The sequence below is a fragment of the Bradyrhizobium sp. USDA 4452 genome (genome assembly GCF_054063575.1).
The window spans coordinates 2,861,550-2,877,890 of record NZ_JBSSGK010000001.1; the positions used below are offsets into that span (position 1 = coordinate 2,861,550).

16 protein-coding genes are annotated in these 16,341 nt (G+C 63.4%); 7 read left to right on the plus strand and 9 right to left on the minus strand.

Annotated features, from left to right (window positions below):
• Positions 1-47 precede the first annotated feature (47 nt).
• The 3 genes from ACVISU_RS13695 to ACVISU_RS13705 all read right to left on the minus strand — a co-directional run bounded on the left by ACVISU_RS13695 (position 48) and on the right by ACVISU_RS13705 (position 1,453).
• Positions 48-275: a hypothetical protein gene (locus ACVISU_RS13695; RefSeq protein ID WP_063695308.1), complete on the minus strand. Its 228-nt coding sequence runs from the start codon at positions 273-275 to the stop codon at positions 48-50.
• A 216-nt stretch (positions 276-491) separates the two neighbouring features.
• The gene (locus tag ACVISU_RS13700) at positions 492-707 is read right to left on the minus strand and encodes a hypothetical protein (RefSeq protein WP_157113333.1); all 216 of its coding nucleotides are present in this window, start codon (positions 705-707) and stop codon (positions 492-494) included.
• Complete coding sequence (locus tag ACVISU_RS13705) at positions 704-1,453, minus strand: CBS domain-containing protein (protein WP_456707293.1); 750 nt, start codon at positions 1,451-1,453, stop codon at positions 704-706. Before ACVISU_RS13705 ends, ACVISU_RS13700 begins: the two co-directional genes overlap by 4 nt.
• A 695-nt stretch (positions 1,454-2,148) precedes the next feature.
• On the opposite strand from ACVISU_RS13705, the gene ACVISU_RS13710 reads away from it, so the two are divergent.
• The 4 genes from ACVISU_RS13710 (at position 2,149) to fixJ (ending at position 4,863) form a co-directional block, all read left to right on the plus strand.
• The gene (locus tag ACVISU_RS13710) at positions 2,149-2,505 is read left to right on the plus strand and encodes a hypothetical protein (protein WP_083992050.1); all 357 of its coding nucleotides are present in this window, start codon (positions 2,149-2,151) and stop codon (positions 2,503-2,505) included.
• A 100-nt stretch (positions 2,506-2,605) separates the two neighbouring features.
• Positions 2,606-2,734, plus strand: a complete 129-nt coding sequence (locus ACVISU_RS13715; RefSeq protein WP_283807365.1) for a hypothetical protein — start codon at positions 2,606-2,608, stop codon at positions 2,732-2,734.
• 93 nt (positions 2,735-2,827) lie between these two features.
• Positions 2,828-4,258, plus strand: coding sequence for a PAS domain S-box protein (locus tag ACVISU_RS13720; protein WP_456707294.1), 1,431 nt, complete (start codon positions 2,828-2,830; stop codon positions 4,256-4,258).
• Positions 4,255-4,863 carry a response regulator FixJ gene (gene fixJ / locus ACVISU_RS13725; RefSeq protein WP_050402636.1) on the plus strand — a complete coding sequence of 203 codons (609 nt, stop codon included), beginning with the start codon at positions 4,255-4,257 and terminating at the stop codon, positions 4,861-4,863. The genes ACVISU_RS13720 and fixJ overlap by 4 nt, the downstream gene beginning before the upstream one ends.
• 112 nt (positions 4,864-4,975) lie before the next feature.
• On the opposite strand, the gene ACVISU_RS13730 is transcribed toward fixJ, so the two are convergent.
• On the minus strand, positions 4,976-5,263 hold the full coding sequence (locus tag ACVISU_RS13730; protein ID WP_456707295.1) for a hypothetical protein: 288 nt from the start codon (positions 5,261-5,263) through the stop codon (positions 4,976-4,978).
• Between the two features lie 607 nt (positions 5,264-5,870).
• Between ACVISU_RS13730 and ACVISU_RS13735 the strand changes: the two genes are divergently transcribed.
• Together ACVISU_RS13735 and ACVISU_RS13740 are read left to right on the plus strand one after the other, a co-directional pair.
• Positions 5,871-8,282, plus strand: a complete 2,412-nt coding sequence (locus tag ACVISU_RS13735; protein WP_456707296.1) for a phosphoketolase family protein — start codon at positions 5,871-5,873, stop codon at positions 8,280-8,282.
• A 26-nt stretch (positions 8,283-8,308) separates the two neighbouring features.
• Positions 8,309-9,493, plus strand: a complete 1,185-nt coding sequence (locus ACVISU_RS13740) for an acetate/propionate family kinase (protein ID WP_456707297.1) — start codon at positions 8,309-8,311, stop codon at positions 9,491-9,493.
• Between the two features lie 12 nt (positions 9,494-9,505).
• Here the strand turns inward: ACVISU_RS13740 and ACVISU_RS13745 are convergent, their stop codons facing one another.
• Genes ACVISU_RS13745 through ACVISU_RS13755 form a run of 3 tightly spaced genes read right to left on the minus strand, consistent with a single transcriptional unit; the run spans position 9,506 to position 12,439 of the window.
• Positions 9,506-10,615, minus strand: coding sequence for an ABC-type transport auxiliary lipoprotein family protein (locus ACVISU_RS13745; protein WP_456707298.1), 1,110 nt, complete (start codon positions 10,613-10,615; stop codon positions 9,506-9,508).
• Positions 10,616-10,631: 16 nt separating this feature from the next.
• Positions 10,632-11,369 (minus strand): ABC transporter ATP-binding protein, encoded by a 738-nt coding sequence (locus ACVISU_RS13750; RefSeq protein WP_456707299.1) that lies wholly within the window; start codon positions 11,367-11,369, stop codon positions 10,632-10,634.
• 2 nt (positions 11,370-11,371) lie between these two features.
• A complete protein-coding gene (locus ACVISU_RS13755) occupies positions 11,372-12,439 on the minus strand; it encodes an MlaE family ABC transporter permease (protein ID WP_083992049.1) in 1,068 nt (355 codons plus the stop codon).
• Positions 12,440-12,665: 226 nt separating this feature from the next.
• Between ACVISU_RS13755 and ACVISU_RS13760 the strand changes: the two genes are divergently transcribed.
• On the plus strand, positions 12,666-13,076 hold the full coding sequence (locus ACVISU_RS13760; RefSeq protein ID WP_050402643.1) for a hypothetical protein: 411 nt from the start codon (positions 12,666-12,668) through the stop codon (positions 13,074-13,076).
• Here ACVISU_RS13760 and ACVISU_RS13765 read toward each other — a convergent pair.
• Together ACVISU_RS13765 and ACVISU_RS13770 are read right to left on the minus strand one after the other, a co-directional pair.
• Positions 13,063-15,816 carry a bifunctional acetate--CoA ligase family protein/GNAT family N-acetyltransferase gene (locus ACVISU_RS13765; protein ID WP_456707300.1) on the minus strand — a complete coding sequence of 918 codons (2,754 nt, stop codon included), beginning with the start codon at positions 15,814-15,816 and terminating at the stop codon, positions 13,063-13,065. The genes ACVISU_RS13760 and ACVISU_RS13765 overlap by 14 nt on opposite strands.
• Positions 15,798-16,274: a CBS domain-containing protein gene (locus ACVISU_RS13770; RefSeq protein ID WP_050402644.1), complete on the minus strand. Its 477-nt coding sequence runs from the start codon at positions 16,272-16,274 to the stop codon at positions 15,798-15,800. The genes ACVISU_RS13765 and ACVISU_RS13770 overlap by 19 nt, the downstream gene beginning before the upstream one ends.
• Positions 16,275-16,341 lie beyond the last annotated feature (67 nt).

Below are 16,341 nucleotides of genomic sequence, written 5' to 3' on the forward strand. Positions count from 1 at the left end.
AAACGCGCGACGTCGCGGCAATCGATCGCGGCCGCCGCGCAAGATCATTAGCCACCCCAGGCTGATGGCAATGTCGGCGGCGTTCGAAGCTCCATGGAGTCCGCAAAGATCGTCCAGTCGCGGACACCCTTCTGTCTGCAGAAGTCGGCTTCGGCCAGCTGTGCGGCCGCAGAAAGCGAGACTGCGTCGACCTTGAACGCTGCCTGGCAGGCGCGATGTTCATGGCCGGTATCGTCGCAAACTGTTTTGATGAAACGAACGTCGAATGATGTCATGGCACCCTCGCGTGGGCTGATTCGATGCTCATGCTGTCACTGGTGCGAGATGCCCGTATTGATCTGTCGCAACGGAATGCGCTGCGGCGCGGTGCCTTGTTGCGTCGAATATTGAAGGCACCAGGGCCTTGAGCGACCTCAATCGCCAGGACCGCGAGCGAGGCACGTTCTGTCCGGGCCACGCCCTCCGGAACGACGGCCAGACCGAACGAGGTGCTATTTGTCGCGAGACGTCCAATCTGGGGCTGACGGCCGGACTGCAGGTATTGATGTTGATGTTGTTTTGCCGCCGACGGTCCATCCGGAGGCAACGATCGCGAAGCCCACGATCATACAGATCGCAAGCAACGTTGCGGCGAATCCCACGACATCGGCGCTGACCACGGCGATCACAATCAGCGGGATCAGCAGCGGTGCAGGGCGAGCGATCATCCGACCGTCTCGCTCGCCGCTTTGGCGGCCGCCGCTCGCTCGTCTTCCGCGGATTGGATATAGAAGCCGGAATAGGTGTCGACGTAGCACAGATGATCGTGCACGTCCTTGACGCCGGCGACATTCTCCGCGGCGACGATCGCCGCCTGCCTCGCCCGCTCGTCCATGATGATCCCACGAAGATGCACCACGCCATCGAGCACCGAGACTTGCAGCCCGAGCGGACACCAGTTTGCGCCATCGAGGGCTCGCACAATGCGATCGTGGATGTGCTGGTCATCCGCTGTGGGATCCGGAACCTGATGCGCGATGGACGCGACCGCCCGCAGCAGGTCCGCCCGCGTCACGAGGCCGACGAGCCGCCCGTCACGCATCACTGGCAGCCGTTTGACACCCTTCTTCTCCATAAGGTCGACCAGATCGGGCAGCGGCGTTTCTTCCGTCACGGTGACCGGGTCGCACGACATGATCTCTCCGACCTTCCGCCCTCGCTCGTGGACGAAGTCCGCGGCCGCATAGCCGGAGCCGAGAAGAAACCTAAACCAGCCGCTACGCCGGCGCTGCGTGCCGATCTCGCTTCGTCGCAGAAAGTCACTCTCCGACAGGATTCCAACCAGTCTTCCAGCCGCATCGACTACCGGCAGGCCGCTGATGTGGTGATCCATCATCAGCTTCGCGGCGTCGAGAATGGACGTCTCGGTTCCGACAGTGATGACGTGTCTTGCCATAATCTGATGTGCACGCATTGCCGCTCTCCTTGCATCGCCTGCGACCAAGGTCACACGCAATCGGCTCATCTGCGTTGATCTTCCTCAACGCCTGCGCTTGACGGAAATCAAGGCGACGCGACCGATGATCGACGATGCTGATGTCCTGTCAGGAGATCAGAATCATGCTGCAGAACCTGCTTGCCTCGATGGGAGCGTTGGTGATTGTCGTCGTGACGTTCGCCAGGATGCTCCAGCGGCCAAGAGGGCCGCTCAGGCAGCCTGCCAAATCGAGCCTCCACCAGCTCCGTCGGCGCCGACCGTTCTAGACCGCCGCCTGCCCCGATCCGACCACCCGACTGGAATTTTGACCTGCATCAAAACGGGGCGAAGCGCCACCGTTAGGGTGGTCATCCATCAGGATCGTACAAATGTCAGACATAAGGGCTTGGCGCCCCATCATCTTCTCGTGCCCAAATACCGGCGATCGAGTTCAGGGCCTGCTACCTGCCGTCGCATCCGAACTCCCGGCTGACGAACTGCACTCGATTTCCTGCGCCGCCTGCGACGGCGTCCACTTCATCAATCTGCAAACCGGTGCCGTCGTCAGTCCCAAGGGCAGCTAGCCTGGTCGCGAGAATCACGCGGACCAGAAGCTATCGAGTTGACGCGCGTCAACGCGCAGGGGCAGCCCGCATGAGAAGCAATACTCCTCACAACGAAGGATGTTGGACATGACAGACCATAGCGAAGCCCGTCCCGTCTCCGACGCGATCCAGAGCTACGCGAAGCGGGCGATGGCGGTGCAGTCGGAATTCTCGGAGAAGCTGATCGAGGCAAACCAGCACTGGTTCGAGCAGATCCAGATCGAATCGAACGAAGCTTGGGAGCTTTTCCGCAGGTTCAACTCTACCGCCTCGGTGGCCGAGAAAATCACGGCTCTGCAGGACTGGGCCAAGGGTGCTACCGCGCGTAGCGCAAGCGACGCGACGTACGCGATCGAGACCGCGCGTTCGCTGGGTACGATCGAGCTGAACCTGTTTGCACGAAAGACCAGCGGTGTCGACGAGGCTATTCAGGAGGCAGCCTGACGTGCCAACACGCGACGCTCCAGAGCGCCCAGAAGCGGGCGTCAGCGCGACATGGGAGGGGGTCGCTACGGCCCCCTTCGACCGCGACCTTGAGCTAGCCGTGATCGAAGGTAATGCGATTCACAAGCTCGTCTTCCCCTGCCGCCGCATCCTGGGCGGCTGGGTAAAGGCGGAGACCGCCGAACGCATCCTGGTGCAGCCGACGCATTGGCGTTCCTGGGTCAGATAGACCTGTCCCGCCGCCTTGGCCGGCGCGCGGTCGGTGGCTTCCGCCGTCCGGACGTTGTAGGATCGATCGGGCTGAGGGCTTCGCCGGGGAAATATGTCCGATCGTATCTGGTACCGTTATGGCACTGCCGCGGCAGCGGCCGCGCTCGTCTTCGCGGTGCGCGCGGGGCTTGATAACTATTTCGAAGACCGGACCTTCACGATCATCTACGTGCCCGCCGTATTGTTCGTGGCATTCGCCGGTGGCCGCGGCCCGGCGATCTTCACCACCCTGCTGTGCCTCATCATCAGCGCCAAATTCCTCGGCAAGAGCCTGGTCACCGACCCTGCGAATCTGATCGATATCGCTTGCTTTGCCGTCCTCGGCCCGGTCCTCGGCTTCATGGGCGACCGCCTGTTGCGCGAAAGCGATCAGGCGCGAAATCGCCAGGCCCATCTGCAATCGATCCTGGACACGGTCCCTGACGCCATGATCGTGATCGACGACCACGGCATCATTCGCTCCTTCAGCGCGGCAGCCGAGCGCCTGTTTGGCTGGAAAGCGAGCCAGGTCGTCGGAAACAACGTTTCGAGCCTGATGCCCCAGCCGTATCGCGGCGAGCACGACCGGTACCTCGAACGTTATCTTACGACCGGCGAACGGCGCATCATCGGCATCGGCCGCATCGTGGTTGGAGAACGAAGCGACGGCTCGACCTTTCCGATGGAGCTCGCCGTCGGCGAGGCCAAGGTGCGCGGAGAGCGCTTCTTCACCGGGTTCATCCGCGATCTCACCGAGCGCCGCGCGCAGGAGCGGCGGCTTCAGGAGCTGCAATCCGAGTTGGTCCACGTGTCGCGATTGACCGCGATGGGAGAGATGGCGTCCTCGATCGCGCATGAGATCAACCAGCCCCTGTCAGCCATCACGAACTACATGCGCGGCACGAAGGCTTTGCTGGCGTCGAAGACACCGGATGCTAACCGCATTCAGGACGCGCTCGAGCGCGCCGCACAGCAAGCGCTACGGGCCGGCGACATCATCAAGCGCCTGCGCGAATTCGTCGCCAAAGGCGAGACCCAACACTCCCTGGAGAGCCCTGCCACCCTGCTTGAAGAGGCCGTCGCGCTGGCGCTGCTCGGCGCCAAGGAGCAGGGCGTCCGGGTGGCGATCCGCAGCGACCGCGACATGCCCTCGATCATCGTCGACAAGATCCAGATTCAGCAGGTCGTCCTCAACCTGGTTCGCAATGCGATCGAGGCGATGGCCTCCGGCCCACGCCGCGAGTTGACCGTCGGCGTCACCAAGGCTAACGGAGTTGCGACGTTCACTATCGCCGATACCGGCCCGGGCATCAGCCCTGACATCGCCGACCGCCTGTTTCAGCCCTTCATCACGACAAAGGAGCACGGCATGGGCGTCGGCCTCTCGATCTGCCGGACCATCATCGAATCCCATGGTGGACGCATCGATGTGATGCCAAACGCGGGTGGTGGCACGGTCTTTCGGTTCATCCTACCGTTCGCGGAGGACGGAGAAGAAGCATGACGACGCGGCACACAATTCTCGTAATCGACGATGACCCGGCGATGCGCGACTCGCTGGCCTTCCTGCTCGACGTCAACGGCTTTGCCGTGACGACCTATGAGACGGCAACCGACTTTCTCGATCAGTTCAAGAGCAGCGAGGTCGACTGCATCGTATCTGATATCCGGATGCCCGGCATGAGCGGCCTCGAACTGATCCGCAAGCTCAAGGCCGACGCGGTAGCATGTCCAGTCATTCTGATGACCGGCCATGGAGACGTCGCACTCGCGGTCGAGGCGATGAAGGCAGGTGCGGTTGATTTCATCGAAAAGCCATTTGAGGACGAGGCGCTGTTGCGCGCAATCGGCGAAGCTTTGCAAGCACAGTCCGCGGCCCCGGCCGACGATACGATCAAGCGCGAGGCCGAAGCTCGCTTGGTGGATCTCTCGCCGCGCGAACGTGACGTTCTGCGGGGTCTCGTGGCAGGCAAGATCAACAAGGTGATCGCCCACGACCTTGGCATCAGCCCGCGCACGGTGGAGGTCTACCGGGCGAACCTGATGGCCAAGACCAATGTGCGCAGCATGTCGGAACTGATGCGGATCGCGATCGCTGCCGGGCTCTAGCCATCGGCCGCGTCCCTGGGCTTCAGTAATCAAACGCTGGTCGCCGTCGGTACGACAGCAGCACGCGAAATGTCGCGCGCCGGCAGCCTGCCCCCTACAATGTGGGCCGACGTCAATCGCCGGTGAGCGCTCGCGCATGCAGCAACGAAATGCGCCATTCCGCGTTGATCCCGATCAAGCGAAATGGGCCGAGGCAGATCAAGATGGTTTTTGCCGAACCATTGTTTGTGGGTGAAGTCGACCAAACGAGAAAGGGCAATCGATGGACGAGATCACACACTTCATTGCCCTGCCGTACGATCGGACCGATGGCGAACTCGTTCCAGGCCAGCAGGCCAAATGCGCCAGCCCGGCCGCGGCGATTGAGCACGCCAAGCACTTGTGGAAGACGTTCGGCCATGCTGGTGCTGCGGCAGTCGTCCGTACCGGCCATCCCGAGACGAAAACGACCGTGCTGCGGACATATGGCATGGTGCCAAGCGACCTCGAGCAGGACCAGTCTCGTCCTAGCTTCCAGTAAATCTGCGATTTGTTGCGCTGGCTCAAATCGCCACCCGGCACCGCATGCTTGAATAGGGTTGGTAGGACGAGCGATCCATTCTCCCTGGGGTTGTCTCGATATTAATGCCCGGCTTTTGCCGGGCATCTTTTTGCCTCGCCGCATGACGCCAAGAAATTGGCAGGACAGCCTGAGGCAGCACGTATTGCTCACGAGCGCGGCGCGCTACTCCGGGTCAACGCAAGGCCTCCACAGATGGCCCCGAGATAACCATCGCCGGAACTGCTGGGAGCGCGAGCTTACCTCGAAGGAGCCGGTTCCGCTTTCAAGCGATTGAGCCTTCCTTCCTTGAACGTGAGGAATTGACCGACGTCGTCGGTAACGTTGCCGTTTCGGCTCGAATTGGCGTGCATCTTTGAGCTGGCTCAAGCCATTCCCGTCATATTCGCCCTCTAACGTGGAACCGATAGCGGCGTCCGAGGTCATCTTTGAATCCCGGGAGAACGACATGCAATCTGCGACCACTCCAAACGAGCCAGCGCGTGCGGACGATCTTGTGCTGCTCGACCTCTATTGGCGAGCCGCCAATTATCTCTCCGTTGGACAGATCTACCTGCTCGCGAACCCGCTTCTGAGAGAGCCGCTGAAGCCGGAGCACATCAAGCCGCGCCTGCTCGGTCATTGGGGCACCACACCGGGGCTCAACTTCATCTACGCTCACCTCAATCGCGCAATTCGCAATTCCGACCTCAACATCATCTATATCTGCGGTCCCGGACATGGCGGCCCCGGCATGGTCGCGAACACCTATCTCGAAGGCACCTACACGGAGCTCTATCCGGAGGTGACGCGCGATTTGGACGGCTTGCGCAAGCTGTTCCGTCAATTCTCCTTCCCCGGCGGCATTCCGAGCCACGCCGCACCGGAAACGCCCGGCTCGATCCACGAAGGCGGCGAGCTCGGCTATGCGCTGGTTCACGCCTATGGCGCGGTGTTCGACAACCCCGATCTGATCGCTGTTTGCGTCGTCGGCGACGGCGAGGCAGAGACCGGCCCGCTGGCGGCCTCCTGGCACTCCAACAAGTTCTTGAACCCGGCGCATGATGGCGCAGTGCTGCCGATCCTGCACCTCAATGGCTACAAGATTGCCAATCCCACCGTGCTGGGACGAATGGATGACGAGGAGGTCCGCAACCTCTTCACGGGCTACGGCTACGAACCGCTGTTCGTCGAGGGCGACGATCCGCACGCCATGCATCGCCTGATGGCCGATACGCTCGACACCGCGCTCGGCAGCATCCGGTCGATCCAGCGAGCCGCGCGCCAGCAGACCGGCGGCTTTGAGCGGCCGCGATGGCCCATGATCGTGCTGCGCAGCCCGAAAGGCTGGACGGGACCGAAGGAAGTCGACGGGTTGAAGGTCGAAGGCTTCTGGCGTGCACATCAGGTGCCGATCGCCAACCCGCGCGGCAACCCCGAGCATCTGAAATTGCTCGAGCACTGGATGAGGAGCTACGAGCCCGAAAGCCTGTTCGATGCAGACGGGCGGCTGGTAGCTGAATTGCAAGCCCTTGCGCCCGCAGGCGCCCGTCGGATGGGTGCGAACCCGCACGCCAATGGCGGCCTCCTGAAGCGGGAGCTGAAGCTGCCGGATTTCCGTGCGTATGCGGTCGAGGTCGCCGCTCCGGGCGACACCGTCGCCGAAGCCACGCGAGAGCTCGGCAAGTTCTTGCGCGAAGTCGTGGAGCTGAATGCGGAGGCTCGCAACTTCCGCATCATGGGTCCGGACGAAACCGCATCCAACCGGCTCGACGCGGTGTTCGAGGCCACCGACCGGGTCTGGATGGAAGGCATCGCGCCTTACGACGTCCACCTCGCCCATGACGGCCGCGTGATGGAAGTCCTGAGCGAGCATCTGTGCCAGGGTTGGCTCGAAGGCTATCTGCTCACCGGCCGCCACGGCTTCTTCTCCTGCTATGAGGCCTTCATCCACATCGTGGATTCGATGTTCAACCAGCACGCCAAATGGCTGAAGGTCTCGCGCGCGCTGCCCTGGCGGCGGCCGATCGCGTCGCTGAACTATCTCCTCACCTCGCATGTCTGGCGTCAGGACCACAACGGATTCAGTCATCAGGATCCCGGCTTCGTCGATCTCGTCACCAACAAGAAGGCCGATATCGTCCGCGTCTACTTTCCGCCCGATGCCAACACCCTGCTCTGTGTCGGCGATCACTGCCTGCGTACCTATGATCGCATCAATGTGATTGTGGCGGGCAAGCAGCCTGCTCCGCAATGGCTTTCGATGCGTGCGGCCATCACCCATTGCGAAGCCGGCATCGGGATATGGGATTGGGCCGGCACTGAGCCCTCCAACGCCGAGCCCGACGTGGTAATGGCCTGCGCCGGTGACGTTCCGACGCTGGAGACGCTCGCCGCCGTCGACCTGCTCCGCAAGGCGCTGCCGGAGTTGAAGATCCGCGTCGTCAACGTGGTCGACCTGATGACGCTGCAGCCGATGGAGCAGCATCCGCACGGCCTTTCCGACCGTGACTTCGACAGCCTGTTCACCCGCGACAAGCCTGTCGTCTTCGCCTATCACGGCTATCCCTATCTGATCCATCGCCTGACCTACAGCCGCACCAATCACGACGGAATGCACGTGCGGGGCTTCGCGGAGGAAGGCACCACCACGACCCCGTTCGACATGGTGGTGTTGAACGGCCTCGACCGCTTCCATCTCGCCATCGAGGCGATCGAGCGCGTGCCGGGGCTCGACATCGCGGCAGCCCACGTCAAGCAGCAGTTCCGCGACGCGCTGACCGAGCACACCCGCTACGTGCGCGAGCATGGCGAGGACATGCCGCAGATCCGTGACTGGGTCTGGCCCTACGGCACGACCGACCACAAATCCGTTGACTGAGGCAGCGAACGCGAGAGAGACGGTCCATGTCCGACAGCGTCCTGGTACTCAACGCCGGCTCGTCCAGCATCAAGTTCGGCCTGTTCGACATCACGCCGGCTGAGCCGAAGCTGCAATGCAGGGGCTTGCTCGATGAGCAGGAGAAGATCCCACGCGTCGTGGTGAGCGACGCCTCAGGTACGCAGCTGTTCGAGAAGCATCGCACGAGCGGCACGCCGGAAGACAACGACCTGCTCAACGACGTATTTGCCTGGATCGAGGCCTATCTCGCCGGCGGCAGGCTCGCCGCCGTCGGCCATCGTATCGTCCATGGCGGGCGGGCGTTCTATCGGCCGGTCGTCATCACAGAGCAGACTATCGCCACGCTGGAGGCGTTGACGCCGCTCGCGCCGCTGCACCAGCCGCGCTGCCTGGCGCCGGTCCGCGCGGTGCAGGCGCTGCGGCCGGAGCTGCCCCAGATCGCCTGCTTCGATACGGCCTTCCATCACAACCTGGCACCGCCGGCCAGCCGTTTTGCCATTCCGCGGCAGTTCGAGGAGCGCGGCATCCGCCGCTACGGCTTCCACGGCCTCTCCTTCGAATATGTCGCGAGCCAGCTCGCCGCCATCGCGCCGCAATGGGCGGACAAGCGCGTCGTCGTGGCGCATCTCGGCAACGGCGCGAGCCTCTGCGCCTTGCAAAATGGCAGCAGCGTCGACACCACCATGGGATTGACCCCGCTCGACGGTCTCGTCATGGGGACGCGCTGTGGAACGATCGATCCCGGCGTGCTGCTCTATCTCATGCAGGGGGAGAAAATGTCGGTCGATGACGTACAACATTTGCTGTACGAACGCTCGGGCCTGCTCGGGGTCTCAGGGGTGTCGGCCGACATGCGTGCCCTGCTGGCGAGCCAAAAGCCCGAGGCCCGCGAAGCCGTCGATCTCTTCACATTTCGTGTCGCCGCAGAAGTCGCCGTGATGGCAAATACCCTTGCCGGCCTCGATGGCCTGGTGTTCACCGGCGGCATTGGCGAGCACGCCCCGGACATCCGGCAGCGTGTCTGCGATCGCCTCTCCTGGCTTGGCGTCGGCATCGATGCGGTCGCAAATGTACAGGGCGCACAGCGTATCGCCGCGAAGGACAGCCCGGTCGACGTCCTGGTCATTCCGACCAATGAGGAAATCAGTCTTGCGCGGCACTGCCGCAGCCTGCTGGTCCCCGGTCGCTAGCAACGATCTGGCTCAGTCCGTCGCCGCCACCCAGATCACGAGCTCGCGCGCGAGGACGCCGAAAGCCTGATCGAACGCCGCGGCCGCCGCAGACGGCGTCAGCGAGCCGATTGCTTCGGAACTCTCCATGAGCCTTGCAGCCTTGACCTGACCGTTTTGATCCACGATCTTCGCGGAGAAAGATATCGTCGCGCGCGGTTGGGTTCCTTGCACGATTTCGAACCGGCGCAGGTCGATCAGAAGGCGAGGCGCGCCTTCTGCGCCGCTGTCGGCGCGCAGTGGCGCATGCGCGACGTCGTAATTCTCGAAGGTCTGCAGCAACCGCGCCTGCAGCAGCACCGGCAGACTGTCGCTCCACTGCGCAGCTTCGAAACCCTGGGTTTCCTCATCCGGAGTAAACAGGAAGCGCTGGGTCTGCAAGCGTGCGATCGCGGTCGGCTCCGCCATGATCAGTCGCTCGGGCAGATTCGGATGCCGTTGCGCGCCGAAACTGTCCACCGCGTGAAGGTCGTATGCCACCTTGCGCGGCGCGGGCGCACCGCCGCCGGTCATGCGCTCAAGTCCGGCCACGATTCCATCGAGCTTCGGCGTGTTGCGCGCGAGCCCTTCGGCGAACGTGCTGAGATTGTCGATCGTACTGTGCAGCGGCGCGGCGTTGTCGGACAGGACGGCGTCGACCCGGCGCAGCGCATCGCGCGCGGCCTGCGTCATGCTCCGTCCCGCCCCCTTTTCGGCCACCAGCGGTTCGCGCGGGGGCGGCGCCTGGGGATCATCGCCGCCTTCCAGCGCGATCACCGGCACCCCAGTCAGCCCCTGGAAATCGAGGCCGACGCGCGTGTCGGTATGCACCGGCGTGCGTTCGGCGACCGCGATCGTGGCGTGAACCTCGCGTGGACGGTCCGGAACAAGTTCAAGCGCGGTCACTTCGCCAACGCGGATGCCGTTGAAGAGAACGCCCGCCCCGACCAGCAGCCCGGGCACCGGATCGGCGAAAACGAGCTGATATGTCTGCCGTTTTCCGATGCCCCCGACATTGTTCAGCCAGTAGACGAAGCCGAACACGGCGACGATCGCCGATAACACGAATGCACCAACGATGATGTAGGGTGCGCGGATTTCCATATGCGTCTCTCTCTGCCTAGTTGCCGAGGCCCAGCTTCTGTGCCCGGGCGCCATGAAAGTAGGCCTGAACCCAGGGGTGATCGGATTTGAGAACTGATGACAGCCGGCCGATTGCGGCGATCCGTCCATCGGCGAGCGCGGCGACGCGATCGCAGATGGCTTGCAGGCTGTTCAGGTCGTGCGTCACCATGAACACGGTGAAGCGCAACGTCCGATGCAGCGTCCGGATCAGGGCGTCGAATTCTCCCGCAGCGATGGGATCGAGGCCAGAGGTCGGTTCATCGAGAAACAGGAGCGAGGGGTCGAGCGCCAGTGCCCGCGCCAGCGCGACCCGCTTGGTCATGCCGCCCGAGAGCTCGGAGGGATACTTGTCCCCGTCTTCGCGCGTCAGGCCGACCATCTCGAGCTTCGCGTCCGCAATTTCGTCAAGCAACGCTGGCGACAGCCGCGCGCACTCGCGCAGCGGAAACTGGATATTCTGGCGAGCCGTCAAGGCCGAGAACAGCGCTCCCTGCTGGAACAGCACGCCCCAGCGGCGCTCGTCATCGCTGTCGTCCGCAAAATTGATCTGCCCGCTCCGCTTCGGCAGCAGGCCGACCAGTGTCCGCATCAGCACCGATTTTCCGCCGCCGGACGCGCCGACAAGGCCAAGAATTTCGCCGTCGTTCACGTCGAGATCGAGATGATCGAGGATGATCTTCTCGCCGAAGCCGACCACGAGGTTGCGGATTTGGATCGCGGGCGTGTCGGCCATGGTCACATCCCGATCGAGGCGAAGAAGACCGCGAACAACCCGTCGAGCACGATCACCAGGAAGATCGACTTCACGACCGATGCCGTCGTTTGCTGTCCGAGCGACTCCGCGCTGCCCTTGACGCTCAATCCCTCCACGGCCGCGACCAGCCCGATCACGAGCGCCATGAATGGCGCCTTGATGATGCCGACCTCAAAATGAGTGACCGAAACCGCGTCGTGGAGGCGTGCGATGAAGATTGCCGGGCTCATCCCGCCATAGAGCCACGCGACGAGGCCACCGCCATAGAGCGCCGCGAGCGAGCCGAGAAAGGCGAGGATCGGCAGCGCCACCACTAGCGCCAGGATTCGCGGCAGGATCAGGACTGCGACAGGATCGAGCCCCATGGTGCTGAGCGCATCGATCTCCTCCCGCATCTTCATCGCGCCGATCTCGGCCGTATAGGCGCTGCCCGATCGTCCGGCCACCATGATGGCCACGATCAGCACGCCGATCTCGCGCAGCACGAGAATGCCAACCATGTCGACGACATAGGATTCCGCGCCGAAGCGGCGGAAATGGAAGATGCCTTGCTGAGCAATGATGGCGCCGATCAGGAACGTGATCAGCACCATGATCGGCACCGCCTGCCAGCCCACCCGACCGAGCTGATAGACGGTCGACGTCAATCGGAACGATCGCGGATGCCTGAAAATGCCAAGCAGCGCTGCGCTGAAGGCGCCAAGCATATGCAGGAATGCCGCCGAATCCGACGCCAGCCGCCTGCTGCCGCGGCCAAGCTGATCAAGCCTCTGCAGCACGGGGTTGACCGATCTGCGTTCGGCGGGGCCGGAACGGTTCAGCCCCCGCACCTCTTCCAGCAAGTCGCCATATGGACCATCGGCGCCGGTGAGGACTGCTCTGGTCGCGCCACCACGGGCCAGCCTTTCAAGCAACCAGGCCCCGACGGTGTCGAGCGCGGTGACACGCCGCACATCGATCGAGCCGATATCCGCACGTGCGGCGTGCGCACACAGTCGCTCCAATGCCTCGACATTGGCAACGTTCCAGGCCCCACATGCGGTGAGCACACGCGGATCGTTCGGATTCGCTATCAGGGCCGGGGCATTGAGCAAAATTCTGACTCCAGTTTGCAACTCACCCTAAGGTGCTGGAGCCGGCTGTGTTTGACCCAGCGCAATCGACTTCGCAGTGGCCACCGCAATGGTGTTTGACCGAGATCAACGGTTTGGCAACCCGTGGTCTTATGATTTGAGAGATTGCCCGGCAGCCTCGGGCGTGCTCAGGAGATTTCAGATGAATCGCGCCGCCTTCAAGCCATTGCAAAACACTGCGTTGCCTCACTCGTTCAGGCAGGTCCGGCTCGAGCGCGCCCGCGAGCACGATCACCCCGAGGGCGCGTCCGCGATCGGATATATCATCATTGCCCCGCTCGATACGGCATCGCGGATCGATATCGAGACTTGGAACGACCATCGCGACGCCTGCCGCGTCGTACGCCAACGGCCGGACGAGGATGATCAACTCGGCCATCTCGTGCATGGTCCGGCCAACCGTTGGCGCTTCCATTATGATGTGGCCGGCGCGACCGCCGATGAAGCCGGGTTTCATTTCGGCAGCGAGCGCTTTCAGGTCGGCGAATATGTCTCCGTCCATGAGGCGGATGGCATGCATCCCTATCGTGTCGTCGCCGTCACGCCGCTCTGATCGCGTTGGGCCGGATCAGGATGTCGATACCCAGGGCATCCGCCACCGGAAGGGAGAGGTCGAGAACGACGTTGACAATCCTGTGGTCGGTAGGTTCAGTGGCGGCAGTGAACCCGAGTTCATGGCACATGCTCAGCATGGTGGTGTTCTCGGCCAGCACTTCGCCGGACAGGCGCTTCAGCCCTTCGGACTTGGCATAATTGATCAGGAGCTGCATCAGCGCCCATCCAAGCCCTTTGCCCTTGAGATCAGACTGCAACAGGATGGCATACTCGGCATTCTCATAGAGCGAGTCCGAATGAAGCTGGACCGCTCCAACCATGGCACCCGTGTTTGGATCCAGCGCCGCAAAGGCCATCGCGCGCGCGTAGTCGAGTTGGGTCAGCCGCGCAATGAACGCGTGCGAAAAATTCTTCATCGCCTGAAAGAAGCGAAGCCTGAGATCCTCGGCGGTCACCCGCTTGAAGAAGCTCTCGACCATGGGTTCATCTTCCGGCCGCAACGGCCGTACCACGACGCGCGAGCCATCCCGCAAGGCAAGCTCGCCCTCCCACTGCGACGGGTAAGGCCGCACCGCGAGACGAGTCTGGCCGGCAAACAACCGCGCCGGCTTGCGGATTGCCACCCGCGCGTCAAGCGCCAACAGCCCGGTTTCGTCCGCGAGCATCGGATTGATGTCGAGCTCTGCGACTTCCGGAATATCGGCCGCCATCTGCGCCAGCTTGACGAGGGTGAGCGGGACGACATCTTCCGGAACGGCGGGTACGTCACGATAGGCGGCAAGTAGCCGCGAGACCCGCGTGCGCCTTACGAGGTCGCGCGCCAGGTTCATGTCGAGGGGCGGCAGCGCCAACGCCTTGTCGTCAATCACCTCGACCGCGGTCCCGCCGCGGCCAAACACGATCACCGGGCCGAAAGTCGGATCGTCGGCAATGCCGAGGATCAGCTCGCGTGCCGCCCGCCGCTCGATCATCGGCTGGATCGTCACACCTTGCAGGGCGGCATCCGGACGCGCGGCACGGGCGCGCGCCAGCACCGTCCTGGCCGCCTGTACGACGCTTTCGCGCGTCCGCAGGCCGAGAATGACACCGCCGATGTCCGACTTGTGCCTGATGTCGCGCGAGAGCAGCTTCACCGCCACGGCAAGCCCTTGCGCCAGGAAGGGCGCTGCCTTGTCCGCGGCATCGTCGGCATCACGGGCCACGACGGTCGGGACGATTGGAATATCGTAAGCCTCAAACAACGCGACGATCTCGACCGGGTCGAGCCATTCCCGCCCATCGGACAGCGCTTTCGCGATCACGTGCCGCGCCGCCGCCGTCCGCGGCGCAAACGTCGAGGCGCTGCTGGGCGGAGTCGCGGCCAGCGCGATGGAAGCATCGCGGTATCTCACCAGATGCATGAAGGCGCGTACGGCATCATCCTCGGTCGGGAAATGCGGGACTCGCGCTCGTTCGAACGCCGCCGCGGTGCGAGCGTCGGCACCATCCCACGACGCAAGTACCAGTGCGGCTACCTCGCTCTTCCTGGCTCGGCGGTCGGCGACACATCGCGCCACCGCTTCGGCAATTCCTTCGGTCGGCGCAACGGCCGTTTCCACGTTCATGACCAGCACGGCGTCGCTGTTGGCGTCCTCGAGCAGCGCGCCGAGCGCGGCCACGTAGCGGGCAGCGTCGGCATCGCCGGAGATATCGACGGGGTTGGCGCGAGACCAGCCTTGCGGCAGCACCCGATCAAGTGCCGCAATCGTCTCCGTCGTCAGGCTTGCTGGAACGCCGCCGAGCTCGACGAGCCGGTCGATCGCGAGGATGCCGAGCCCGCCGCCATTGGTCAGGATCGACAGGCGGTTGCCGCGCGGAACGAAGCCGCGGCCAAGCAACTCGGCGCAGTCGAACAATTCGCGAAGGTCGTACACGCGCAGCATGCCGGCCCGGCGGAACGCCGCGTCATAGACGGCATCCGAACCTGCCAGCGCTCCGGTATGGGTGGCTGCGGCCCTGGCGCCCTGCGCCACCCGACCGGCCTTCACGACAATCAGGGGCTTGAGCCGCGCCGCGGCGCGCGCGGCCGACATGAACTTGCGCGCATCCCTGACGGCCTCGACGTAGAGCAGGATCGCGTTGGTGTGATCGTCCTGCGCGAAATAGTCGAGCAGATCGGCGACATCGACGTCGAGCTGGTCTCCGATCGACACGATGCCGGAGAAGCCGAGGCGCCGCTCTGCCGCCCATTCGATCATCGCGGCAGCGACGGCTCCGGACTGCGAGATCAGGGCAAGACGCCCCTCGGCGGGCTGATGCGCGGCAAAGCTCGCATTGAGCTTCGCGCGCGGCACCATGACGCCGAGACAGTTAGGTCCGATCAGACGTATGCCGTGCCGGCGCGCCGTCTGCGCAACCGTCTCGGCTAGCGAGCCGGCGCCATGCCCGAGGCCGGCGGACAGGATCACCGCGCCGGCGACACCGACTGCGGCAGCGTCCGAGATGATTCCGGGAATCGCGGCCGCAGGCGCCGTGATCGCAACGAGATCCGGAGCGAATGGAAGTGACCTGAGATCCGGGGAGGCAATCTCGCCATCGATCGCAGTGTATTTCGGATTGACCACGGCAATGCGGCCGGCAAAACCGCATGCCTTGAGGTTCATGAGCACCGCCAAGCCGAGCGAAGACGGACGCGAACTGCCACCGACAAGCGCGACCGATCGGGGCGAAAGAACCCGATCTAAGCCAAACGTAGACATCGGACAGTCTCGCAGGGAACGAGCGGAGGCGCCTGCCGCTTCGTGCAGCGCGCCAGAGCCCGCATGACGTCCTCGCGAGCAATAATACCGACCAGGTGGTGATACTTGTCGATCACCGGCAGGCTCTTGAGCCGATGCGCGACCATCAGCTGCAAGACGCGCTGCAGATTTGTATCCGGCTCGACCGCGATCACATCGGATGACATGATCTCATCGACCGTCGTTCCCATACGATCGTCGTAACGTGGCAGCATGTGATCTACCGGACAGGCGAACACCTTCAGGGCGTCCAGCTTCGTGACGAAACCGACTACGACATCGTCGCGGAGCACGGGATAGGCGTCATAGTCGTCTTTTTCGAACAACCGGTACAAGTCGCCGACGGTCATTTCGGGAGCGACGCTTCGTACCGATCTCGTCATGTTGCTCGCAACGGTTTCCTGAAGAAACTCGTACATGGCTGATCCCCTTTGGATGGATAGTTATTTCGGGGACGCGTCGCTGCCTGACGGGCGACGCGCCCCG